This window comes from Microbulbifer maximicatervae (SeqCode) (assembly GCF_052467955.1).
In genome coordinates this window covers 2,100,562-2,124,030 of the sequence record NZ_CP174329.1, presented here as the reverse complement: position 1 = coordinate 2,124,030, position 23,469 = coordinate 2,100,562, and the positions used below count along the sequence as shown (strand labels likewise).

General features: G+C 49.9%; 23 protein-coding genes. 9 read left to right on the top strand and 14 right to left on the bottom strand.

From position 1 onward, the window contains the following. Window positions 1-6: 6 nt before the first annotated feature. From fadB to ACJJI5_RS09145, 3 genes are all read right to left on the bottom strand, one after another. On the bottom strand, window positions 7-2,163 hold the full coding sequence (gene fadB, locus ACJJI5_RS09155) for a fatty acid oxidation complex subunit alpha FadB (RefSeq protein WP_444942155.1): 2,157 nt from the start codon (window positions 2,161-2,163) through the stop codon (window positions 7-9). A gap of 299 nt (window positions 2,164-2,462) precedes the next feature. Continuing rightward, entirely contained in the window at window positions 2,463-3,047 is a 585-nt protein-coding gene (locus ACJJI5_RS09150) for a type II toxin-antitoxin system RelB family anti-toxin (RefSeq protein WP_444896705.1), read from the bottom strand. 76 nt (window positions 3,048-3,123) lie between these two features. After that, on the bottom strand, window positions 3,124-4,980 hold the full coding sequence (locus ACJJI5_RS09145) for a beta-ketoacyl synthase (RefSeq protein ID WP_444896704.1): 1,857 nt from the start codon (window positions 4,978-4,980) through the stop codon (window positions 3,124-3,126). Between the two features lie 139 nt (window positions 4,981-5,119). Here ACJJI5_RS09145 and ACJJI5_RS09140 point away from each other — a divergent pair, with 139 nt between their 5' ends. Next, the gene (locus tag ACJJI5_RS09140) at window positions 5,120-6,106 is read left to right on the top strand and encodes a GlxA family transcriptional regulator (protein WP_413665170.1); all 987 of its coding nucleotides are present in this window, start codon (window positions 5,120-5,122) and stop codon (window positions 6,104-6,106) included. Here the strand turns inward: ACJJI5_RS09140 and ACJJI5_RS09135 are convergent. Together ACJJI5_RS09135 and ACJJI5_RS09130 are read right to left on the bottom strand one after the other, a co-directional pair. Next, on the bottom strand, window positions 6,086-6,739 hold the full coding sequence (locus ACJJI5_RS09135; RefSeq protein WP_444896703.1) for a class I SAM-dependent methyltransferase: 654 nt from the start codon (window positions 6,737-6,739) through the stop codon (window positions 6,086-6,088). The genes ACJJI5_RS09140 and ACJJI5_RS09135 overlap by 21 nt on opposite strands. A gap of 1 nt (window position 6,740) precedes the next feature. After that, the gene (locus tag ACJJI5_RS09130; protein ID WP_444896702.1) at window positions 6,741-7,217 is read right to left on the bottom strand and encodes an Hsp20 family protein; all 477 of its coding nucleotides are present in this window, start codon (window positions 7,215-7,217) and stop codon (window positions 6,741-6,743) included. Window positions 7,218-7,363: 146 nt separating this feature from the next. Here ACJJI5_RS09130 and thpR point away from each other — a divergent pair, with 146 nt between their 5' ends. Continuing rightward, on the top strand, window positions 7,364-7,948 hold the full coding sequence (thpR, locus tag ACJJI5_RS09125; RefSeq protein ID WP_445356070.1) for an RNA 2',3'-cyclic phosphodiesterase: 585 nt from the start codon (window positions 7,364-7,366) through the stop codon (window positions 7,946-7,948). Window positions 7,949-8,043: 95 nt separating this feature from the next. On the opposite strand, the gene ACJJI5_RS09120 is transcribed toward thpR, so the two are convergent. After that, the gene (locus ACJJI5_RS09120; protein ID WP_445356069.1) at window positions 8,044-8,973 is read right to left on the bottom strand and encodes a hypothetical protein; all 930 of its coding nucleotides are present in this window, start codon (window positions 8,971-8,973) and stop codon (window positions 8,044-8,046) included. 539 nt (window positions 8,974-9,512) lie between these two features. Between ACJJI5_RS09120 and ACJJI5_RS09115 the strand changes: the two genes are divergently transcribed. After that, the gene (locus tag ACJJI5_RS09115; RefSeq protein WP_444916682.1) at window positions 9,513-9,869 is read left to right on the top strand and encodes an HPF/RaiA family ribosome-associated protein; all 357 of its coding nucleotides are present in this window, start codon (window positions 9,513-9,515) and stop codon (window positions 9,867-9,869) included. Between the two features lie 87 nt (window positions 9,870-9,956). Here ACJJI5_RS09115 and gorA read toward each other — a convergent pair whose 3' ends face one another. Further along, window positions 9,957-11,315, bottom strand: a complete 1,359-nt coding sequence (gene gorA / locus ACJJI5_RS09110) for a glutathione-disulfide reductase (protein ID WP_413665164.1) — start codon at window positions 11,313-11,315, stop codon at window positions 9,957-9,959. A gap of 241 nt (window positions 11,316-11,556) precedes the next feature. Between gorA and ACJJI5_RS09105 the strand changes: the two genes are divergently transcribed. Next, the gene (locus tag ACJJI5_RS09105; protein ID WP_413665163.1) at window positions 11,557-12,057 is read left to right on the top strand and encodes a hypothetical protein; all 501 of its coding nucleotides are present in this window, start codon (window positions 11,557-11,559) and stop codon (window positions 12,055-12,057) included. Between the two features lie 78 nt (window positions 12,058-12,135). Here the strand turns inward: ACJJI5_RS09105 and ACJJI5_RS09100 are convergent, their stop codons facing one another. The 4 genes from ACJJI5_RS09100 to ACJJI5_RS09085 all read right to left on the bottom strand — a co-directional run bounded on the left by ACJJI5_RS09100 (window position 12,136) and on the right by ACJJI5_RS09085 (window position 16,216). Then, window positions 12,136-13,260 carry a TIGR01620 family protein gene (locus tag ACJJI5_RS09100; protein WP_444896698.1) on the bottom strand — a complete coding sequence of 375 codons (1,125 nt, stop codon included), beginning with the start codon at window positions 13,258-13,260 and terminating at the stop codon, window positions 12,136-12,138. Further along, complete coding sequence (locus ACJJI5_RS09095; protein ID WP_444896697.1) at window positions 13,257-14,714, bottom strand: YcjX family protein; 1,458 nt, start codon at window positions 14,712-14,714, stop codon at window positions 13,257-13,259. Before ACJJI5_RS09095 ends, ACJJI5_RS09100 begins: the two co-directional genes overlap by 4 nt. A 138-nt stretch (window positions 14,715-14,852) precedes the next feature. Then, on the bottom strand, window positions 14,853-15,662 hold the full coding sequence (locus tag ACJJI5_RS09090) for a GIN domain-containing protein (RefSeq protein WP_444896696.1): 810 nt from the start codon (window positions 15,660-15,662) through the stop codon (window positions 14,853-14,855). 131 nt (window positions 15,663-15,793) lie between these two features. Further along, window positions 15,794-16,216, bottom strand: a complete 423-nt coding sequence (locus tag ACJJI5_RS09085) for an HIT family protein (RefSeq protein ID WP_444896695.1) — start codon at window positions 16,214-16,216, stop codon at window positions 15,794-15,796. Window positions 16,217-16,552: 336 nt separating this feature from the next. Between ACJJI5_RS09085 and ACJJI5_RS09080 the strand changes: the two genes are divergently transcribed. From ACJJI5_RS09080 to tcdA, 4 genes are all read left to right on the top strand, one after another. Then, a complete protein-coding gene (locus ACJJI5_RS09080; RefSeq protein ID WP_444896694.1) occupies window positions 16,553-16,912 on the top strand; it encodes a hypothetical protein in 360 nt (119 codons plus the stop codon). Window positions 16,913-17,050: 138 nt separating this feature from the next. Further along, a complete protein-coding gene (locus tag ACJJI5_RS09075; protein WP_413665157.1) occupies window positions 17,051-17,515 on the top strand; it encodes an FKBP-type peptidyl-prolyl cis-trans isomerase in 465 nt (154 codons plus the stop codon). A gap of 48 nt (window positions 17,516-17,563) precedes the next feature. Beyond that, entirely contained in the window at window positions 17,564-18,013 is a 450-nt protein-coding gene (locus ACJJI5_RS09070) for a thiol-disulfide oxidoreductase DCC family protein (RefSeq protein WP_444896693.1), read from the top strand. Beyond that, the gene (gene tcdA / locus ACJJI5_RS09065) at window positions 18,000-18,800 is read left to right on the top strand and encodes a tRNA cyclic N6-threonylcarbamoyladenosine(37) synthase TcdA (protein ID WP_444896692.1); all 801 of its coding nucleotides are present in this window, start codon (window positions 18,000-18,002) and stop codon (window positions 18,798-18,800) included. Before ACJJI5_RS09070 ends, tcdA begins: the two co-directional genes overlap by 14 nt. Here the strand turns inward: tcdA and ACJJI5_RS09060 are convergent. Beyond that, window positions 18,797-19,681 (bottom strand): LytTR family DNA-binding domain-containing protein, encoded by an 885-nt coding sequence (locus ACJJI5_RS09060; RefSeq protein WP_444896691.1) that lies wholly within the window; start codon window positions 19,679-19,681, stop codon window positions 18,797-18,799. The two genes, tcdA and ACJJI5_RS09060, sit on opposite strands and share 4 nt — an antisense overlap. A gap of 138 nt (window positions 19,682-19,819) precedes the next feature. On the opposite strand from ACJJI5_RS09060, the gene ACJJI5_RS09055 reads away from it, so the two are divergent. Continuing rightward, window positions 19,820-21,016, top strand: coding sequence for an acyltransferase family protein (locus ACJJI5_RS09055; RefSeq protein WP_445356068.1), 1,197 nt, complete (start codon window positions 19,820-19,822; stop codon window positions 21,014-21,016). 1 nt (window position 21,017) lies between these two features. On the opposite strand, the gene ACJJI5_RS09050 is transcribed toward ACJJI5_RS09055, so the two are convergent. Together ACJJI5_RS09050 and ACJJI5_RS09045 are read right to left on the bottom strand one after the other, a co-directional pair. Beyond that, entirely contained in the window at window positions 21,018-22,676 is a 1,659-nt protein-coding gene (locus tag ACJJI5_RS09050; protein ID WP_445356067.1) for an aminotransferase class V-fold PLP-dependent enzyme, read from the bottom strand. Beyond that, window positions 22,673-23,461 (bottom strand): TatD family hydrolase, encoded by a 789-nt coding sequence (locus ACJJI5_RS09045; protein WP_445356066.1) that lies wholly within the window; start codon window positions 23,459-23,461, stop codon window positions 22,673-22,675. Before ACJJI5_RS09045 ends, ACJJI5_RS09050 begins: the two co-directional genes overlap by 4 nt. Window positions 23,462-23,469 lie beyond the last annotated feature (8 nt).

Genomic DNA, 23,469 nt, shown 5'->3' with positions numbered 1-23,469 from the left:
TTCTCCTTACTTGTCGCCGTAGTAGGTTTTGCCACTTGCGGCCATTTCACGCATGCGATCGGTCGGCTTGTACAGCTCACCCAGATCGGCGTACTTATCGGCAATCTTCACGAATTCATCCAGACCAATGCTGTCCAGCCACGCGAAGATTCCACCGCGGAACGGAGGGAAGCCAATGCCGTAGATCAGCGCCATATCAGCTTCAGCTGGGGAATCCACGATACCCTCTTCCAGGCAGCGAGCCAGTTCGGTTGCCATAGGCACCATCATGCGCTCGATAATTTCGTCTTTTTCAAACTCGCGACGTTCAGCAACGTGCGGCTTAAGCAGCTCGTAGGACTCTTCAGTAGCCACTTTCTTCGGGCGACCTTTTTTGTCCTGCTCGTAGTTGTAGAAGCCTTTGTTGTTCTTCTGGCCGTAACGACCCGCTTCATACATAACGTCGGAAGCAGCGGTAAAGGTTTTACCCATGCGATCGGGGAAGCCTTCAGCCATTACGCTTTCTGCGTGAACACCGGTATCGATACCGACAACGTCCATCAGGTAAGCGGGGCCCATCGGCCAACCCCAACGCTCCATCACCTTATCAACGGCCTGGAAGTCAGCGCCATCGCGCACCAGCATGGAGAAACCGGCAAAGTAAGGGAAGAGAACGCGGTTAACCAGGAATCCAGGGCAGTCGCGTACAACAATAGCCTTCTTGCCCATCTTGTTTGCGTAGGCAACAACGCGAGCTACAGCTGTGTCGGAAGTTTTCTCTCCGCGAATCACCTCAACCAGCGGCATTTTGTGCACTGGGTTGAAGAAGTGCATACCGAGGAAGTTCTCCGGACGAGAGAGCGGCTCAGCCAGCTGGTTAATAGAAATAGTGGAGGTGTTAGAAGCGATTACAGTGTCTTCGCTTACTTTGGTTTCCACTTCTTTCAATACTGCATGCTTCACCTTGGGATTTTCAACCACCGCTTCCACAACAACATCGATATCGTTGAAGCCGTCGTAGCTCAAGGTAGGCTCGATACGGTTGAGCACTTCACCCATTTTAACGGGGGTCAGGCGCTTGCGATCAACCAACTTGGACAGCAGCTTGTTCGCCTCATTCAGACCAAGATCGATACCCTTCTGGTCGATATCCTTCATCTTGATCGGAGTGCCTTTGTAGGCAGACTGGTAAGCGATACCGCCACCCATAATGCCAGCACCCAATACTGCCGCACGCTCAATCGGCTTATCGGCCTTCTTCTCCCAACCTTTGGCAACTTTACCAATTGCCTGGTCAGCCAGGAACAGCCCTACCAGAGACTTCGCAGTGCCGGTCTGCGCGCAGAAAATGAACTTCTCCTGCTCGATTTTCAGCGCTTCATCACGGCTCAGCTTGTAGCCCTGCTCGATTGACTCAACCGCAGCTACGGGAGAGGGGTAGTTTTTACCCGCCTGCTGACCCACAAATGCCTTGGTGGTAAAGAAGGCCATTAGCGCTTCAGTATCATTCAAGGGGATTGGAGATTTCTTCAGCTCGCGAATGGCTTTGTAGTCCAGCTCGCCATTAATAGCGCGCTCAAGCAGCTTGACCGCTGCATCTTTGAGCTTGGCAGTGGGGATCACCGCATCGACAGCGTGAGCTTCCAGAGCGGCGGCAGGCTTCTGCTCCTTACCCGCTGCAATCCACTCAGCAGCAACATCAACACCCACTACACGCGGCAGGCGAACAGTGCCACCCCAGCCCGGAATCAGACCCAGCTTAACTTCCGGAAGGCCAACTTTGGCCTCTTCGCCCATCAGGCGGAAGTCACAGCCAAGACACACCTCAAAACCACCGCCAAGCGCGTAGCCATTAATTGCTACCGCAGTCGGTACCGGAAGGTCTTCCAGGCGGTTGATATTTTCGTTGTTCTGATTCATCAGATCAGCAACGCCCTCTGCACCTGCAGAGAAGGCACCACCAAACTCAGTGATATCAGCACCAACAATGAAGACGCCTTTACCGCTGGTCAGCAGTACACCTTTTACACCATCCGCTGCTTCGATAGCATCCAGCGCTTGGGAGAATTCAGAAACCGTCTGACGGTTAAATTTATTGACGGATTCGCCTTGCAGGTCGAATTTGAGCTCGGCGATGCCGTTATCCAGCATCTGTACCGTGAGCGCTTTGCCACTAAATAACATTGATTGACCTCTTTTATTCTGGGCCGCGATCCTGGGCCCGGGGTCGGAATTTTTGTGCAACCAAGGGCCGCCCCGCACAGCGCGGTGACACTTAGGCCCAATTTGGTCAGCCGTAGTATAGCCAGATTCAAACGATTGTTTGAATACTATTTCTTACAAATGGAGTGGCACCAGGAGTGCCAAAGTACAGAAATTCGCCAGTTTGCGAACAGAGAGAAATTAAAGCTGGGCTAGTCTATCTCGGATCGTGCTGCCTTATCAGCCACTTGGCACGAACTCCCTCTTTTCTAAACCATCTTTCAGGAATTGGGCTCTTGAAGGTCGGGATGCCCATAAGCCGGCATCATTGCGCTGACAACTACACAGTCACAGCGACCTGTATTTCGAAAGCGGTGCGGACGCTGAGCATCAAAATAATACCCATCACCGGCACTCAGCAGGGCAAAGTCGGAGCCAACCGTAACCTCCAGGTCACCACTGACAACCACTCCACCAATCTCCCCCTCAGCAGACTCGAGAGAAAAGCCGGTGTCATCCCCAGCCGGAAATACTTTCCACAATAGCGACATGCCGCAGTTTACCTTTGCCCCTCCAAACAAACGGCAGGACACAGAGCCATGACCGATCTCAGGCACTTCATTTCCGCGAAAAAAAATTTGCTTTGCGCCCGATATTTCCAAGGAAAAAAAATCGGTTAGCGACATAGGAATGGCGCCCAATATTTTTTTTAAGGAGCTTACGGAAGGGCTAACCTTCCCCAATTCAATAAAAGAAATTGTTGCGTTGGTTACCCCAGCCCGTCTCGCCAACTCCCTCTGTGAGATACCGTAAATGTGGCGCACCATTTTCAAGCGGGCGCCAACATCCTCTTCAGGATCATCCATGCTCCCCATTAGCTCCTTTTGTGCAATCTCCCCTCAGGTAAAAATCACCGAAATTGAGGTATTATGTAAAAGCCAATCACACCATATCTTCAAAGGGATTTCCATTTGGCAACTTCACCGGCGGCATTCCGGGTAAACAAATTTCTTCTTCTGAGATAGTGATCTCACTTTCATTGATCATGCCCTCACCAAATCGATAAATAACATCAAGCTCACCACGAGAAGCCTTGGCGTTGTACTTTTCACTCTGCTCTACAACCTTCTCGTTCAACGCTTGAGACGTCACACTGGCCGATTTGCCATGACGCTTTTCCATCATTGATTTTGTGATCTGCGGGGACAAAATTGTTGCCGTCGCATTATTTCCACCAAAACCTTTCGAGTTTAAGAACGCTAAATCAAGCGCACCCCTGCCCCTATCGGTATGCTCAAGGGAAATATCCAAATGCTTACAATGAACATCATCGGCGATGTGATCAACGGTAGTCACTCCAGGGAGAATGCCGCGATCAAATACACCTAACGCTGTAACTAACTGATCTCCACTGGCTGAAGCGACGGTATGCCCCAAAAAGGCCTTGACCGCACAAATCGGCCACTCGGCAATGCCAAATGCGCCGGCCAAACGATCAAAAATGGCGGACTCAGTAACCCGATTTTGCGGCGTACTGGAGCCATGGGCCTGCACAAAGCTGCGACGCCGCAAACTATCCTCACCCACAATTGCCCGCGCCTCCGCCATTGCCCTGGCCATCGTCAGGTAATTCCCGGGACCCGGCGCAGAAATCGATTTTTTTGTACCGTCGGCATTGGTAAACACACCGGCAACCGAACCATATACGGAAGCACCCAACTCAAGCGCCAAAGCATCATCCATTAAGATGACCCACTGGGTACCCTCACCCAAGGTAAAACCACAGTTCTCACCGAACGGGCGACTGGTGCGTCGATAATCAATCTCACCAGGGAAAAGCTTGCGTAAATTCTCAGTAGTGGCAAGAGCACCCATCGTTGAATAGCCATCGACAACTTCAGGCACAAGGGGCGCCTCAGCCGCACCAATTACAGCGACCCGCGCTCTACCCGAACGAATATCTTCAACACCAGCGCGAAGGTTGTACAAGAAGGTTGCGCAAGCACCGGCAACAGCGCCAGTAGAGCCGACATTTCCGAGCACATAAGCGTTAACAAAATCCGCTGGCATACTATTTAAACCAAGCGCCAGTTGTTTAGAGCTTACGCGGCCACCTCGCAGGCGGGACTGCAATAGACCACCGTTGCCAAATGGGTCCAGCTGACTCATTGCCGAGGCGGCATAGAGTGAAATATTTCCCGGCCCAGCCGCAGATACAACGGTATCCCAATCAACCCCCAAAGACTGCACAGCATCTGATGCACCCAAGAGGGCCAACTGCAGTCCCCTCGGGTGAAATCGAGAGTTATATTTAGTGCTCGGTTCAAATCCGGTTGGGAGCTGGCCGGCAGCAGCCACACTTATCTCGCGGTGGCTATCCAACAAAACTGACAGCTCAGCTGTGGTGACCCGAACCCTGCCGCCCTGGATATGCTCCAAGTACCAATGAGCTGGCACAGGCTGCGGAAGCTGCCGGGTGGAGATTTCGAATGTCAGGCCCTGGGGGTTTGCGAGCTGGGCAGACTGATGGAAATGGCACTTGCGGTAGTCGTAATAGCGACTCTCTAGTTCGCGCACCAAAGTACCATCCAACACCTGCCGCTCAAGGGCAGGGTCCAAAATGCCTTCAGCGTTGTCTCCGGTACGCAAGCCCATCAGGGCGGCCAGGTCGGAAAGAGTGCTATCCCTCTCTTCCTTACCCAGTTTATCTAGCACGAGGCGAGAGTACCCCCTATGGAAAGAACTACGTCCAGCAGGGTTGAATCCACCGAATGCGGTGATTACGGGAAGGCGCTGCATCCTGACCTCCAGCCAAGCACTTAACACTATAAAAATAAGAGATGCGAGTGTAGGGGGTGGCGATTCTGTCCAGTTATGGGCATACTGGCCAGCAAAATTGAGTGTTTTGGCCAATAGCGCAAGTGCGCATAGATGTGTAATGCGAACAGTAACTTTTCTACTTATCGACCAGATGCTGGCAACCGGTACCGTTCTCCCACTTGAGATGCTCCGCGGTGCGGAGAGTCGCGCCAGGGTTGAGGGCATCAAGGGCAGCCTAAAACTGGTGACCGCCAGCTTGGATGGGGCACCAGTAAATACCCGCTGCGGGTTTACCCTTCAACCGGATGTCGCTCTTAGCGACGCACCAGATAGCGACCTAATCTACATCCCGACCATGTGGCGCAACCCCCGCCCCGCCCTTAAGCGAGGCGGAAAAATATTGGAATGGCTGCGCCAACAGGAAAAACAAGGAGCTGCAATTAGTGCTGTGGGTACCGGAGTTTGCTTTTTGGCCGAAGCGGGCCTCCTTAACGGAAAACCTGCAACCACCCACTGGCATTATTTTGATCAATTTAGCTCAGACTATCCAGAGGTAAAATTAAAACGTCAGTATTTTATTACCCAGGCAGACAAACTTTTCTGCGCGGCCAGCGTCAATGCCCTCGCTGACGTAACGGTTCATATGATCCGCCAACTGTATGGACCGGCCATTGCCAGTCATGTAGAGCGCAATTTCTCTCACGAAATTCGCCGCCCATTTGAAGAGATAGCCTACTCAGAAGGATCTGTTCACTTACACCCAGACGAAGATATCGTTCAAGCCCAGGCCTGGCTCAAGGAACATTGCAATACCGAGGTACGCCTTAGCGAAGTGGCACAACTTTTCGATATGAGCGTGCGATCGTTCAATCGCCGGTTCAAACTTGCTACAGGACAGACACCATTGCAGTATTTGCAAAATGTCAGGGTTGACATGGCGCGCGAGCTTTTACAATCAAGCAATTTATCGGTCAATGAAATTGCTGAAAAAGTTGGTTATCAGGATATGGGACATTTCACAGCGCTATTTAAAAAATTCCTGGCAACAACTCCAAGTGAATACCGCACCACGGTGCGAGCCAAGCTATTCAGGGTCAATACTTAATTTTCTTAGAAAAATAACATCGCTGTGAACAAACTGGAGCTCGGCACCGAGTGACCGAGCCAACCATTCAAATGTCTTCACGCTAAAGAAGCAAATATGTGTAGGGTCTCTGATGTAGTGCCAATTGGCGAAGCGCTCTGCAGAAATAACCAGTTTCGTCATCAGGGCCATAACCCCCCCCGTGCGAAGCCTTTGCCAAAGGTTTTCAAGCTCCTCTCCCGGCCTCACAAGATGTTCGATCACTTCTGTAGCGACAATAAAATCGTAGCTCCTATGCAGCGCCTTTCTGGCCGGCATGTAAAAGTGATCATACAGGTCCACCCGGTGCCCACTCTCCGCCATAATTCTGGCCAATAAAGGCGCCGGGCCACAACCAAAGTCCAGGCCATGACAGACTCCATTCAACTCTTTCAGTAACGGCTGCGCGCAACGACTAAGAAATTGATGGTAACCGTCATCCTCCATCGAATTCTCATGGAGGTCGTAATAAGCTCTCTCTTTTTCAGGTGTCAGATGGTACTGCTGCGGCACAAAAACGAGCGCGCAGTTATCACACTGATGATAACTGCGGAATTTATCCTGATGGTAAAGCTGTACCGCACTTTGGCGGCACAGCGGGCAATGAAGTGACAACTTACGCTACTGCAGCAGTGGGCTTAGTCTCACTCCCTTTGTGCTGCAGCACATTACCTTCTGTAATCGAAATTTTTCGCGGCTTCATCGCTTCAGGTATTTCGCGTACCAATTCTATATGTAACAGCCCATTAGCCAGTTTTGCATCGGTCACTTTCACGTGATCGGCGAGCTGAAAGCGCCGCTCAAAATTTCTTGCGGCGATACCCCTGTGTAAATAATTTCCCTGGCTATTACTTTCTGGCTTAGTACCGCTAACCACTAAACGATTTTGCTCTACCTGAATATCGAGTTCAGACTGCTCAAAGCCGGCGACAGCCATGGAAATTCGGTAGCTATCCTCACCAGTCAGCTCTATATCGTAAGGGGGGTAGGAAGGCTGCTTTTGCTCGCTTGTGGTCATTGCATCGAGCAGACTGGCCATACGGTCAAAACCAATTGCAGAGCGATAAAGTGGAGAGAAATCAAAATTACGCATTATCATATCCTCAATTCAGAGCAATATTTAAAACCATGTCCGTCAAATGACCGGACTCTATTCAGAGGCACTTTTCATTGAAGCTACCACCTGTACTACAGAGATATGGGCAGAGGTTTCTTATTCAAGGGTGACAGATAAATTTTATGCCAAAAAATTACAAAAAACCTAAAGAGCCCACTTGTCGAATCTTTATTGGCATCCAGCTGGATAAAACAACACAAGAATTTTTGAATTACTTAGCGAGCCTCATCACGAACAAACTAAGCGTCCCATCTTTAGCCAGCGCCCGCTGGATAGCCTGTAAGAATCGTCATATCACTCTTTGTTTTTTAGGCCAGGTTCCAATAAAAACAATACCGCCGCTAAAAACCGGCCTGACCTCAATCGCTCGAAACACAACTGAGACGAAAACTCGCCTATTTAAACTTGATACCTTCCCAGGCAATGATGCTCATCTAATCGCCGCAGAAATCACAGCCACCAAACAATTGGCGACCTTGCATATGTCCGTCAAACGCCTCGCAGAGAGCCTATCGATACCGACAGAAAACCGGTGCTATCGCCCACATATCACCCTGTGCAGAAACAGGAAACAATTTCACGGATTTTCTCCAGTCGACCTAGAACACCCAATAACAATTAACAATATTACTCTCTACCAAAGTCAACCAAGCCCGGCTGGAAGCCTTTACACCCCCCTACTAACAACTATTCTACAGTCGCGGTAAAACTCCCCCCCATTGGTAAAATCTATTTTCTGGAACCCCAAAAGCAAAAAAGCGAGCCTTAGGCTCGCTTTTTTATTTACTTGTTCACTGAACAATTAATTCAACTCTGACAGCACATACTCCGGATACATAACCAATCTTGGTCGAGACAGACGACGCGCATCAAAAATAAAGACATAGCGAGCCCCATCATCCTCAGCCGGAATTGTACGGCGGAATTTCCAAGTGTTAATTTTATAAGTTTGGCGACCTGACTCAACGGTAGTCACCAAGCGATATTGATTTTCCCCCAAAAACTCAAAGGGCACTCTTTCCCCCCCAATTGGCCGCAACTCAAGATCCCGGAACGTTTTTCTATCGTTACCTTCTTCGTCAGCCAGGAGATCACTCAGGCGTGCTGTTTCCCGCTTTACATAATCCAATAAGTCGGCATCGATCTCACGTTTAGCAACAGCTTCTACTTTTGCGGGCTCCTCGCGCTTTGGCGGCTCGACCTGAGCTTTAATTTGCGGGGGCTTTGGCTTCTCATTAGTAGCAGCAGCTCGCGCCATAGCCGCCCTTCTCTCGGATGCTTCAGCCTTTGCCAGCATATCCTCAACCATCTTGCTAATTTTATCCTGCTGGGCAGAAATCTTAGCTTTGGCATCAGCAATTGCCTGTTTCTCTTCAGCCAGTTTTTGTTGAAGCTGCTGATGATTTTCTTTAATAAACTCGAGACGACGTGAACGGCTATCGACACCTCTCTCCGCCATAGCGAAGGCATGCTTAGCCTTCTTCAGGCGACGCTCAGTATCTGAATTGGGGGTTGACTCATGAGCCCGGGTCGCTTGATTGAGCTCCTGGCGACTCGCTTCGTATTCCAAGCGCAGGTCATCGAGAGATTTCTGGGCCTGCTCGAGCTTATATTCATAGGAGAGCAGCTCATTTTCGACATCCTCGAGCCCAACACTCCTATTTTCAAGAGACTGTTCCAATCGCGCAAGACGGTTCTTCTCCGCCGTGAGGGGCGTCTGCGCTTGTGCCACTGCCCCACCCATAACTACTAAGCCCGCCAAAAGGAGCGAGCAACACCGCTTTACCGCCATCGTCGTGAACCCATTTCTCGAATTGATGTGTTTCGTGTTTTGGAAGCGCAGCGACTCTGAATCTACGACAGAGTGAAGCTACTGCGCAATATGGTCAATTTTACGCAGGGAGCAAGCTATGAGCAATGACCTTGCGTTCACCTGAGCCAACCAGCTGATCAATAAACCTTCAAATCCACAATATTGAGTCACCACAGTGACACCACTCCAAAATTTATATGAAATTTTTCTGCGATAGCGCTTGATTTTTTTTTTGGCGGAAGCATTATGGATACCAGGGAGAAGATCGCTGGACTCAGCGGAAACCCGACCCGGACGTAAAACACCCTAAGCTGCTTTGTCAGCAAACAATCGTTGCGATTCCGGCAGCTCGGCGCTTCAACTGCAGCCTCGAACCCTCCCACTAGGGCGCCCTACCTTCTTTACAGCAAACCGCAACAGCGGCCTGCATGGTTTCTTTTAACCGGAGGTATGTGCCCATGAAATCAGCGCCTAACGATAACATTGTGTTCCGCGACATCGACAAGTCAGCCGCCCTGGCGACTACCGTATCCAAGAAGTTAAACAAGCTGGAACGTTATTGTGGCGACATCATACATAGTCGCGTAGTCCTCGAAGCTCCCCATCAACACAAAACTAAAGGCAGACACTTCAAGGCATCACTAGAGCTTGCGATTAGTGGCAATCCCGTGACTATTAGTAGTGAGAACGAATCCATACACCGAGCGGTAAACGACACATTCGCCTCCGCCGAGCGCTGTCTGAAAGAGCGTAGTGAACGCAAGAAAACACGGCGGCACCAAGCCCTACAAGAGGTTGCAGAAGAGCCCAGCTAAAAACTGGGAGTCACAAAAAAGGCGGCAAAATGCCGCCTTTTTCATTATTCACAACTGCAACTTATATCTACAGCGTAACAACAGCACCTAACCTGCAACTGGAGTTCTCATGGTTACAAACTCCTCAGCAGCAGTGGGGTGAATTCCAATCGTTGAATCAAAGGTGCTTTTGGTAGCTCCTGCCTTAAGTGCTACGGCCATCCCCTGAATAATCTCCCCTGCGTCATCGCCAACCATATGCACGCCAATCACCTTGTCGTTGGACGCATCTACAACCAGCTTCATCAATGTCCGCTCTGTATTCCCACTCACAGTGTGACGCATTGGTCTGAATTCCGACTTATAAATAGTGACGTCGAGTCCAGAGTCCCGTGCCTCTTCTTCAGACAACCCCACAGTTCCGATATTCGGTTGACAGAAAACCGCTGTAGGAATGTTGTTATAGTCAATTTCAGCCGTCTCTCCCGTGCGCCAATGCTTAACCAAGGCCATAGCCTCCGCCAAGGCAACAGGAGTAAGCTGAGGCTCACCCGTTACATCTCCCAGTGCATAGATTGACTGCACACTAGTTCTAAAATTATCGTCCACAGAGATTGTGCCATCCTTGTGCAAGACAACACCCTGCTCCTCTAGCCCCAACCCTTCAACATTTGCTACGCGCCCAGTAGCGTAAAGCACCATATCCACATTAATACTGGAACCATCATCGGCATGAGCGAGCAAGCTGCCATCTTGAAGCTTCTCAATAGAGACAACGTTGTGGTTAAACTTTAAATCAATATTTTTCTTCTGCATCTCATCGCGAACAAAAGTGCGAATATCCCGATCGAATCCTCGCAAGAATAAATCTCTTCGATAAGAGAGGTGCACGTTTGCGCCGAGACCAGCAAAGATGCCTGCAAATTCAACGGCAATATAACCCCCACCAACAACCAAAACTCGCTTGGGAAAGTTTTCCATTGAGAAAACTTCATTGGAAGTCAGCGCAAATTCCCGTCCCGGAATATTCGGAATAAATGGCCATCCGCCTGTCGCCACCAAAATACGCTCTGCAGTAATTTCTTTGCCGTTAACAACAACACTGTGAGGACCTTTGATGCTGGCTCTGCCATTTAGGGTTTCCACCCCAGAGTTATCCAGCAAATTGCGATAAATCCCATTGAGTCGAGCAACTTCTTTTGCGTTGTTATCCCGCAGTGTTGGCCAGTCAAACTCAACTCCCGCACTATTCCAGCCATAGGCTCGAGCATCAGAAAAGCCTGCGGAATAACCACTCGCATAAACAAATAATTTTTTGGGAACGCAACCTACATTTACACAGGTCCCCCCCATATAGCGGTCTTCAGCCACAGCGACCTTCATTCCTTGTGCAGCAGCCATCCTACTTGCACGCACGCCACCAGAGCCGGCACCAATAACAAACAGATCAAAATCATACTCAGCCAAAATAAACTCCCACTCAGCTATGCTTCGAATAATTTTTAAACAGCTCAACAATAAGTTTTCTGTGAACAACCATCTCAAGCTGACAATTCTTACTTAATAACCGTTGACACTTGACTTCGCTTTGGATATTCATGTGACTGCTGTCACAGATATCAGCCCGCCAGAGGAAATTGCACAACAAAAAAACCTGAGGCGGATAAAATAACAGTCATTAATAAGAGCAAAACCTATGGGCAATAATATGAAATACCCAAATGCAGTGATGCAGCGCGCCCTATTGCTTACCTCTCTACTGCTCATCAGCAATTTAAGCAGCGCAAAGTCTCATCCATCCTATCTGTCAGAAAAATACTGTGGCGATGTGGTTGAACAATTTGTCGGCTCGGGCATGCGTAGCCTCGACAAGTATATCAACCATAACTTCAACCCCGAATACACCGGGGGAATTCGCAATACAATACAGTTTCTTGAACAGAGGTTGGACTGGCTGAGCGAGTGCGATGATTACCTGACAGACACCACAAAAAGCTCAGTATTTCACAGCAAAGACGACACACAAAAGATCTTCACCGCCATCAGAGAGTTAGCCAAGGAGCTCCAACACGTCCGGTCTGGAGTTGAATATCGGGATGAATCGGGAAATAACAACCCCGCCCCCTTCATACAGCGCCGCTATGAAGCCCTGGCCCAGCTGGTTGATCGACATCACACCCGCATGTTGATGAAAAAACAGTTTCAATAAGTTGCTGACTAAGGGGGCAGATTTTCGCCCCCTTACATCAAATAGTCAGCCCAAGAGATTTACTTACGATCCCAGTAGCTACTCGGTACCCGCCTTCCGAACCCTTGCTTCCTTTCGCGAGCTAAGCCCAACCATAGAAAACAACTCGGGCATCCTCTCTTTAAGGCCACCCCCAATACGGGCCATAACTGATCTCAGGCGAGGGCGCTGCTTTTCAGTAAAAGGGATTGGCCGACAGCTTTGCATTGTCGCCAGACCGATACGCGCAACAAACAGACTAGCTCCGACCCCCTGCCCCAAACGCACAGATACTGTACTCAGCATGCTATCGCCAACAAGTTCCGGCCACATTTCACTGATCGCATACTCACTCGCGCCAGTGTAGGCGACCAAAGACAAAACCCTCTTGAACAAGCGCCATCGCACCACAAGAGACGGCTGCACACCATAAATCTGCGCCACATCATCAATCATTCGCAGTGACTGCCTCAGGGCAACCAGAATATCGATACTGGCAAAAGGGCTCAGCCCAACCAGTGCACCAGTGCTCGTTGAGTGGCGCACGACTCTCCTTAGAGCCTCTTGGTCAAGGGCATTTAAGAAGGTAACCTCTAAATGCTCTAACAACTCACTGCTATCGTAATAGTCAGCTGCCTCATCTAGAACTCGATTGAGCAGTACACCTTGGGGCTTACCGGCAAAATGCTCCTGCAAATTGCGCCTGAATACTTGCGCCTCTTGGTGACTGCGGCAGTCTCGGGCCTCGGCAGCCATTGCCTGAGTTTTTTCAAGCTTGTTCAGTGGGCGCCCCGCTCGGAAAAACTCCCACACGGAACTACCAATGATTGCACTGAAGCCCGCCATCAAAACAGCCACAAAAAGTCCCAATCCCCAGTGTTTATCGACCGCCCATTGATAAAGTCCATAAAACTCCCATCCGACCACGACCACCACTACTGCAAGCGCAGAGAGCACTGCTGGCTTTAGCCACTTAAACCGGAAAGTGGGTAGGCGCAACTCGGAGAAAGCAATCCGATCAGGAAGAGACTCTCCAGTGGTTATTGACCTAGGAATCTCCACTGACTCATCCGCAAGCGGTTCCACTCGCGTCGCATCTCTGTGCGGGACCTCCTGTCCAGGCTCATCTAGCGACTCGATACGTGTTTCGCGACGGTACTCAGTATTTTTATCACTGTTAATCAAACCTTATCTCCCAACAGAAGGTTCAAAAGAGCATCCACCCGTATATGTGGAATATGTCCTTCCTGCATTCCCACTGGAGGCCGCAGCTGTGGTGGTGCAGCTCCCGCATAGTGGCTCCACCCCTGCTCTTCATAGGGCGCCTGGGCAAAAATTTCCGCATTCTCAAAACCCAAATACTGCCCTTCGAGGTCATAACCCATCAGCATTCTCCGTCCATTCTTCTGCCCCTCTCTAGAGCAGCGAACCGCGGCAATCGCCTCACTAAATACCGGCAAACCCCGGTGACGGGCATCGGAGAAAGTCTGTTGTAACTGCTGGCCTAGAAGCTGCCTCAAAGCATCGTGGTCGGCAGCAAGTACCTGATCGACTTTAGTCGCAGCAAAAAGGAGTCGATTAACCTTTGGGCGCCATAGCTTGCTTAAAAACCCCGATTCGCCATAGCGGAATGTATCGGCAATATGAGCAAATGCCAGACGCATATCTTCCAGGGACTGTTCACCAGCAAATAGAGTGCCAATCATATCTACCAGTACTAGTTGTCGATCGATATGTCGAAAATGGCTGTCTACAAAGGGTTTTACCTTCGTCTGTACATAGCGTTCGTAACGCGCCTGCAAAACCTTAAAAACACTACTCTCAGACAAAGCAGCTAACTGCCCAGCATCTAAACCACGCAAATCCAGGAGTGGAACTACCCAGTACGCCTCCTCGTCTAGCAGCGCTCTACCAGGCTGTAAATAACTGAGATTCAACTTGGTTCGGCAACTCAGGAGATAAGCTCGGTATTCCCCCCATAATTCGTCTAAATTTACTTCACTAGCATTCGCCTGGGGGGACAGTGCTGCCAGCTGAGCTATCAACCGGGGGGCCAGCATTGATCGCGCATCTGTAGAAAATAGGTGTGCTTGATGACGACACCACTCTGCGTAATCCATACGCAATAGCGGCAAGTCCATCAACCATTCCCCGGGGTAGTCACGCAACTCCACTACCAACGTCTTTCTACCATTACCCCGAAAACGGCGCCGGCTGCGTAAATGGATGTGTAACTCCATAGCCGAAGCATCTCTAGTACTCTGTGGCCAACTAGGTGGCTCAGCCATCAGTGCCGACAGGCAGGTCTGATAGTCAAATGGCGCCAAACCAGAGTCCAGCGCTGGCTTCAACTCTGCCCCCAACAGATCGCCATTGAGCGCAGGGGCAAAACCAGGTAATTGAGACTTCTCCGGATTGCAGAGTTGGTATATCAGACTGGTGAGAAACGTGGACTTGCCAGCACCACTGAGCCCAGTGATACCGATACAGATGCGTCGGTCCAACAAGCGCTCGGCGGCCCAGTGGGATTTATCCTGGGCCTCTCGGCTCCAGCGCCGTAGCTTTTCTTTTAAATGTGGGCGAGATTGACTCTCGCGAGACATAGAATCTTCGCGGTCCAGCGACACACACTCTGTCACTTTGGGCTCCATATAAAGCTGACTTCCAGAAATGGGGATAGAGAGGATGATGGAGGCTCAAGAATACCCCCAAAAAGAAATAGGCGCACAGCCCTCTGGCCGAACGCCTTAGATGCAAGGGGGCTCAGGAGCCGCCACTTAGTCGACCAGCGCTACGTCTCCCGACCCCATCACTGAGAAGGAGTCAGTTCCCGGCCGTTTCAAGACAATATCACCCGATCCCATTATTGAACCGCTGGCAGTATCGGCGCGCAGACTGCGGCCAATAAAATCTCCTGAACCCATGAGGCGAACGTTCACATCGGCGACTCGCCCGCCAACCAACATATCGCCGGAACCTTGTATCTCCGCAAGTAAACTCTCACCGGTAATAGTACTTATCTTCATGTCGCCAGAGCCTGTCACCGCTACTTCCCCTTTGACAGTCAATGCCTTGTTGAGGAACAAATCACCGGAACCAGTAACATACGCTTTCAAGGATTCTGCGGCGACCTTGTCGATATTGATCATTCCTGAGCCCGTCACCCCCAAAGTTAGGCCTTCACTCTCAACACTTGAAGATCTAGCCTCACCAGAGCCAGTCACCTTAAGAGCCTCAATTTTAGGCATCGTCACGGTGAAGTTAACTTCATCTCCCTGCCCTCGGGATATGGTGACAAATCCAAAAAGGTTCTGGGTGTTTTCCTCAACGGATAACTCCAACCTTTCCCCTTTCACCTCAACTTTGACGTAGGGCATTGTGCTGACAGGGCCGACAGCGACAACTTCAAAACTGTCCCCCTGAATCAACTTCAAGTGAGAACTTCCCTTGAGAGACACCTGAGTGAACCCTTCCATATCGAAACGCTTAGTTTCCATTTCTTCTGCCTGGGCATTAGTGCAAAACGCAGCGACTGTGGCGAGGACTACTACCAGCGGGGCAAAGAGTGTCTTCTTCAAAATCATCATTAGAGGAATCTCATCGTTATTACCAGTTCATACCTATGTGACTCAGTAAGCGGGGGACTTGGATGCAGTGTCCCACAAATATTTTGGGGACACCATATGACCATGCAGTCTAAAAAATCAATCTTAACGACCTAGCCGCACTCCGCCTCGCTAAAGCCCAGATCCTTTAAGGATTGTCGAATCTTTTCCGCCTCATGTGCCAACTGCTCTGAAGAAGCAGGCTTTTGCTTAGAGAAGTCAAAGTCTGACAATTCATCTACGGGTATCAGGTGGATATGGGTATGTGGCACTTCAATCCCAGCGATCATCACGCCCACTCGCTTCGGTGAGTAAGTTGCTTTCAGCCCTTTCGCCACCTTTTGCGCAACCAGCATTAGATGACTCGCCAGCTCCTCCGGAACATCATCCCAATGATTAATTTCCTCAACAGGGATGACCAAACAATGACCAGCCTTAATGGGTGAAATGGTCAAAATAGCTACGACCTTTTCATCTCTCCAAATAAAATTGCCAGGTAAATCGCCATTAATTATCTGAGTAAAAATACTTGCCATAAATTATCTCAAAAGGTTGAAATTTATTATTTGGTGCAAGCGTGCAGTCTAACACCAAGAAGAAAAAATAAAGTGTAAAGGCTTAGAAAATACTTGCGCAAACATAGATTTTCTTCTTTGGCGAAATAAACCCTCAATATGTGACAACCTGTCGAACAGAATGACAATTTTCTTAAACCAAGTTGGCATACCGAAAGAATATGTCTTAGGCTCGTCACCAATTAATGTTGTACCGCCATTGAGCCAATGCACATTGTGCTTCTCGTTACCAAAATACTTTTTCGGCTCTGCGGATAAACTTTAAATCAGTGCCAACTGCTCACCGGGGGGAGAGATATGGAAAGCCTGTTGGATCAGGTCGGTGGTGCTAAATTTGTCAACCGTACAGTCAGTGAATTTTACGGTGCTCTCAGCCACCACCTTTCAGCCTACGAAACTTGTGATTTCCGCAAACAATTAAGTCGTCAAGCTCAGTTTTTGAGCCATGCGTTGTCATCTACACCGGAACCAGACCGCAGTAGTCGCGCCCGTTTTTTAGCCAGGGGGTTAAACCCAGAGCTATTCGATTCAATGCTGGAGTATTTCGAGGGTCGCCTATTGGAGTTGGGCTATCGCCCTGACTTCAGCACACAACTGGTTGCGATCGTAACCAATCTCTATGGCGGTTGTGAGCAGGACCTGTCAATCGCTTGCTAATCTTTATCAGCGGCGCGCACGCACAAGTTGCGGCGCGCCCGCCCTGTCAATACAATTGCGCTTCACAGCCTTTACCCCCCGTTTTATTGCGCAGCGGTAAGCGCTCATTCACATACTCTTTTATATCAGAGATTATTCATGAAGATTGCCAACCACACAGTTGTGGAGATCCACTACACCCTGAAAGATGCTGACGGAACAGTCATTGACTCCTCAGCCAATGGAGAGCCGCTCAAATATCTGCAAGGGGTTGGTAATATCATTCCTGGTCTTGAGCGCGAGATGCTGGAAAAGGCACCTGGTGATAAATTTACCGCAGTAATCGCACCAGAAGACGGTTACGGCGAGCAAAACCCGGAGCTGATCCAAACCATGCCGCGCAGTGCCTTTGGAGGTGTTGAAGAGTTATCTGTAGGCATGGCATTCCGTGCAGAGAGTACCGAAGGTCACCCGATTGAAGTGGAAATTATCGATATCGACGGCGACGAAGTCACTATCAATGGCAACCACCCCCTCGCCGGCGTTGAGCTGCACTTCGAAATTGAAGTTGTTTCTGTACGCGAAGCGACTGCCGAAGAAGTTGACCACGGTCACGTGCACTGATCCCATGATACGAAACGCCGCCAGCCGCGCGGCGTTCCCCCCTTCTCAATGTCATTGCCAAACAACATCATCCTGTTTGATAGCGTCTGCCACCTATGCAATCGCTGGAGCCTGCTAATTCTCAAGCGCGACAGAGAGCAGCGCTTTACCCTGTGCCGAGTGCAGTCCAATGCAGGCCAGCACTTCCTTAAACAGCTGAACCTGCCGCTGGACACTTACCAGACCATGATTTTACTGGAACGACATGGTGGCACTTACCAATCCTTTTACAAAAGTGAAGCGGCACTGAGAATTGCCAGCCGCCTACCCCAACCCTGGCGTTCATTGGCCATTTTGCGCTACATTCCCCGCCCGGCAAGGGATTGGCTCTACGACTTGGTTGCCCACAACCGCTATCGCTGGTTTGGTCAACGGGAGAGTTGCCTATTGCCGTGTGACGCTGACAAACAGCGGTTTTTGGAAGATGTACCTGAAGAGACCCCAGATGAGCTTGTCTGACCAGTATTTACAGCGATTTGGCGGCATTGCTCGCCTGTATGGCGATAAGGCCCTCGAAATTTTATCCTCTGCTCACATATTGGTTATCGGTATTGGTGGTGTAGGGAGCTGGACCGCAGAGGCCCTGGCGCGAAGCGGCATTGGTCAGTTGACGCTAATCGACTTGGATGACGTCTGCATCACCAATACCAATCGTCAGAGCCACGCACTCGCCGATACTGTAGGCCATATCAAGGTCGAGGTGATGGCAGAGCGCCTCAGGCAGATTAACCCGGAGATTACAGTTCATACGGAAGAGGACTTTATCGCTAATGACAATTTCTCAGCGCTGATCAACCCCGATATACACTCTATCGATGTGGTGATTGATGCAATAGATTCCGCCCGGGTAAAAGCCGCCCTGATCGCTTACTGTAAAGCCCGAAAAATACGCTTGATAACGGTTGGTTCCGCAGGAGGTAAGCGCTCCCCCGATCGCATTGAGTGCGCCGATCTCGGCCGTACAATTAATGATCCGATGCTGGCAAAAGTCCGCCAACATCTATACCGCTTTCACAACTTCCAGAAGAGTCGCAAGCGCCAGTTTGGCATCGATGCGATCTTTTCCACTGAAGCAATGGTATACCCGCAGCCAGATGGGCAAGTATGCCAACAGAAGAGCGCTATGCAGAACGGTGTTAAATTAGACTGCAGTGGCGGCTTTGGTGCGGCAACTATGATTACCGGCACCTTTGGGTTTTTGGCCGCCAACCGGGCCATCGAGCGACTTCTCCAGGCAAAAAACTAAGCCGGGGTTAATTGAGCCCTCAGCTGATCGCGGTAACGCCTGCTCACCGGGATCAGCCGGCCGCCAACCAAGTGAATACGCGCATCACCGCTCTCCAGGGGTTCAATCTCCGCAATAGAGTCCAAGCGCACAATATATGAGCGGTGGATGCGAGCAAATGATCCTGGATCCAAACGCTCCAGTAACTTGGTCATAGTCTCCCGCAGGGGGTAAATTCTATCGCCCAAGTGCAGATTGACATAGTTGCCAGCAGCTTCTACCCATTCGATATCCTGCACATTAACCAGAAATTCTTTTCCCAGCTTTTTCACCAGAAGACGCTCTGGCCTTTCTACTGGCTCAGCAGCATCTCCCTCATCTGGCTCTTCTAGTAAGCGCGCCTCACCCTGTAAACGTACCAACAAAAAGCGGTACAAATAAACAGAGCTTAAAAGAGCGGCATAGGTTTGAATATCTTTGAGATATTCATAGAAAAATTCTACAGCCCAGTTACCAAAGTTATAGGAACCATCATTGAGGTGGTAAATGACCGTCCTCATAAACACCATGCCGGAAACGTGGATCAAGGACCAAGGCAAAGTGAAAAATAAATGTATGGCCAAGCTCTGCCGAACTCTCCCCTTGCGCAGGGGAAAATAATGATCAAGAAGTAATATCAGCGGAAATAAGATTGCGATCATTAGGATACTGGTTCCCTCCCACACCAGAAATTCCCATGGCTGAAAAATAGAACCCCAGCGGCGGTGATCAAAGTATGCCAAAGCGAACTGAACAAGCCACTGGCCGACAAAAAACAACAACCAGAATCCCACCTCAAACTGTCGCCGGTGCATCAAATACTGCTGAACCGTCATTGCTCCTGAACCAGTATGAAAATTCATCGGCAGTCTACCCCCAATTCACCCCCAAAAACCACCACTGGCCCCTAATACCGCACAAACCGGCACTTTCGGATAGCTAATGGCAATTACTAACGGGAGCATAGCAAGCGACTAAAACAGCCTTGAACGACGAAACCTATGCATTCAATAACACAGAGACGCCACGATATTGACGCCCTTCGTGTACTAGCCTTTGGCCTACTTATTCTCTACCACCTGGGAATGGCCTATGTCGCGGAATGGGGGTGGCATGTAAAAAGCAGCTACCAAAGCGAGCCACTACAACTGGTAATGCTAGCGGTTAACCAGTGGCGGATGCCGTTGTTGTTCCTGATTTCAGGTGCAGCCAGCTATTTTCTCTTCCACAAGCTGGGCACTGGGGATTACTTACTGAGAAGAATGAAACAGCTATTGATTCCGCTGGCATTTGGAATGCTGGTGGTGGTTCCACCCCAGGCCTACTATGAAGCGCTAAGCAACGGCATTATTGAGCCTGGATACTTATCATTCCTGCTGAAGTACTTCTCGTTCAGCCCCTGGCCAGAGAATGCCTTTGCTGGGAGTGAGTTTGGCCTGACCTGGAACCATCTGTGGTATCTACCCTATCTGGCATGCTACACCCTGGCCCTTATTCCTCTAGCCCTGTGGTTTAAACACCAACGATGGCTAGGCCGATTCATGGAGAATATTAAATCTTGGCAACTGCTAATTCTGCCGCTTGTACCCATGATGGTATACGGCCTGGTCCTATTTCCGCGCTTTGGTGGGATAAACTATGCCGTCGTCGACGACTGGTACACCCATGCCAGATTTTTTACTTATTTCTTCTGCGGCTACTTGCTGGTCAGCAGTAACGCCCCCTGGGAAATACTGGCAAGATTGCGCAGTCACTTGGTTATTGCAGCGCCCCTCACTTTCGCCCTATATCTATTATTTGATCGAGTACTACCTGATAGCAGTATGCCCGCCCAAAAAATACTGCTTTTTATTGTTATCTATACAAATCGATGGGTATGGATCCTGGCTGTTTTAGCCTGCGCTTATCAATTTCTCAATAAGCAATTCCGCTGGTTACCCTATGCCACTGAAGCGGTTTATCCCTGGTATATCCTCCATCAAACCATTACCGTAATCGCTGTGTATCAATTAGGGCAACTCGCCCTGGGGCCCATCCTGGAGCCCTTACTAGTATTATTAATCACTATTTTTGGCTGCTGGGCTTCATATGAATTTATCATCCGAAGAAATCCAGTTTTGCGGCCGCTGTTTGGTTTAAAGCCTATTTCCAATATCGGGCCTATTGAGGTGGAGGCCCCCATACCCCGCTCCAGTTAAGTTAATGGGAGGTCTGCTCCACCAGATTCAAAGCACGTTGCAGCAATGCGTAAAAACCATTGCTGCGCGATTCACTTAAGTGCTTACCGAGTCCCAGCTCAGCAAATAACAGAGAAAGATCTCTCTCTCGAATCTCAGTAGCCGTGCGGCCATCAATTTGTGAAAGTAATAACGCACCCAGGCCTTTTACAACCCGGCTGTCGCTTTCCAATCCAAAATAGTGCCTACCACCCTCTGTCCGGTGCGCTAACCAAGCTGCAGACTCACAACCCCGCACCAGGTTTTCTTCGGTACGTATCTCGGGCTTTCGGGCAATAGTTTTACTCCACAGCATTAATTCTCTATAACGTCCCTGCCAGTTGCGCTGGGAAACCAAACTCTCTAGCAATAACGAGGAAAAATCATCCCTGGCCCATTCATCACTCTGAATACTATCCCCCTGTTCAATTGACTTCTGGATCTCACAGTACTCTTTCAGGGCCTGCAAAAAAGCCTGAATATCACTATCGGTATTGTAGGCTGCGACTGATGCTCGGACCGTCACCAAATCACCGCTCTCTTTACCTAACAATTGTGCACAGTGATGGCCTACTCTCACTGCAATATCGCGCTCGTCCAGCCAGTGCATTAAATCGGCAGCGCTACCATGAATAGGCACAAAAGAGACAATACCCAGATTGTGGCGCACTTGGCTGATAACCCTAAAATTGGGGGACGCTATCAGTTCGCGATGTATCCATCGCACCAATTTCTGCTCATGCGCCGCTATTGCGACCCTATCTTGCTGCTCAAGAAATTCCAGTGCCGCTCCAAGACCCGCTATTGCCGCCAGCGGAGAAGTGCCTGCCTCAAATTTGTGCGGCAAGCCTGCATAATGACTCGTTTCAAGTTCAACGTCGGAGATCATTTCTCCACCACCCAGCCATGGTGGCATAGATTCCAAAAGTGTTTCCCTACCGTATAAGAAACCAATTCCTGACGGGCCGTAAAACTTATGTGCGGAGGAAACAAAAAAATCACAGCCAATTTTCTGCACATCAATCACTTCATGGGCTGCCAACTGGGCGCCATCAACAATCCACATCAAGTGCTTTCTGTGCAGCAATTGCCTCACTGCAGCCAGGTCCGGACGCAATCCGAGTGCGTTGGAACCGCCGGTCAGGGATACAATTCTTGTGCGCTCATTCAGCACTTCTCCCAGGCGATCAAATTCCGGGACACCCGCTACATGGGGTACATAGCGTAAACTCAAATTGAATCGCTTGGCCGCCATCTGCCAAGGGATAATATTTGCATGGTGCTCCGCTGTTGAGATGACAATTTCATCCCCAGCCTGCAACTCACTGCACAGGCTGTGCGCCAACAAATTCAGTGCCTCAGTAGCACCGCGACAAAATACAATTTCCCTTGTGCTGGCAGCATTAACAAATTGTGCCGCTTGGCGACGCACTCGCTCCACCATCTCTGTAGCCTTACGGGCTAGACGGTGACTAGAGCGGTGCGTATTGGCATTGCTGTGCACATAGTAATCGCGTACAGCATTAATCACTTTCTCTGGTTTCTGCGTCGTTGCAGCATTATCCAGGTATACCAACTCCTTATTCTCCTCTTGAGCAAAGAGGGGAAATGACTGCCTGAATGATTCAGCGGAAAAACTCATAGGGAAAATAACTTCTCAGTATTTCGACAGGTAGCATTGGCGATTTCCCGCACGGAAACTCCCCGTAAATCAGCCAGTGCTTGTGCAATTTTAGAAAGGTTTTCAGGGCTATTACGCATACCCTGCTGACCTGAAAGAGGCATATCCGGGGCGTCCGACTCAAGCAGTAAACTCTCCAGCGGCGCACGTGACACAGCCCGTCGGGTTTTCGCTGCCCGTGGGTAAGTAATTGTTCCACCGATACCCAGATAGAAGCCGCGCTTCCAGTACTCTTGCGCCATTTGCTCACTTCCACTGAAAGCGTGGATCACACCTCCCCGCGGGAGCTTGAATTGCTTTAACAGCCTCAGGAGTTCATTGTGGGCCCGGTGAACATGCAGAATAATCGGCAGTTCATGGATACTAGCAATCTCCAAATGAAGCTTGAGAATATCTTCCTGCTTATTCAAGTCAGTGCCGATAGAGGCATCCAAGCCACACTCTCCAACAGCGACACATGAGTATTTCTCAAGGCTCTCACTAAGCCGTACTCCCAACTCCATCAGGTTTTCCCGCCAACGGGAATCTTGCGGGATTTTCTTCACCCACCAAGGGTGAACACCAGCAGCCATCATCCAACCGGGCTGTTCCGATACCAGAGCGCCCAACGACTGCCACTGAGCCTCGCAAACGCCGGGGATAATGACCCTATCTATTCCGGCATTGAGACATCTTTGCCACACCTGGTCCCGGTCCAGAGAAAAAACCTCAAAATCAAAGTGGCAATGACTGTCTATAAATTTCACTTGTGATA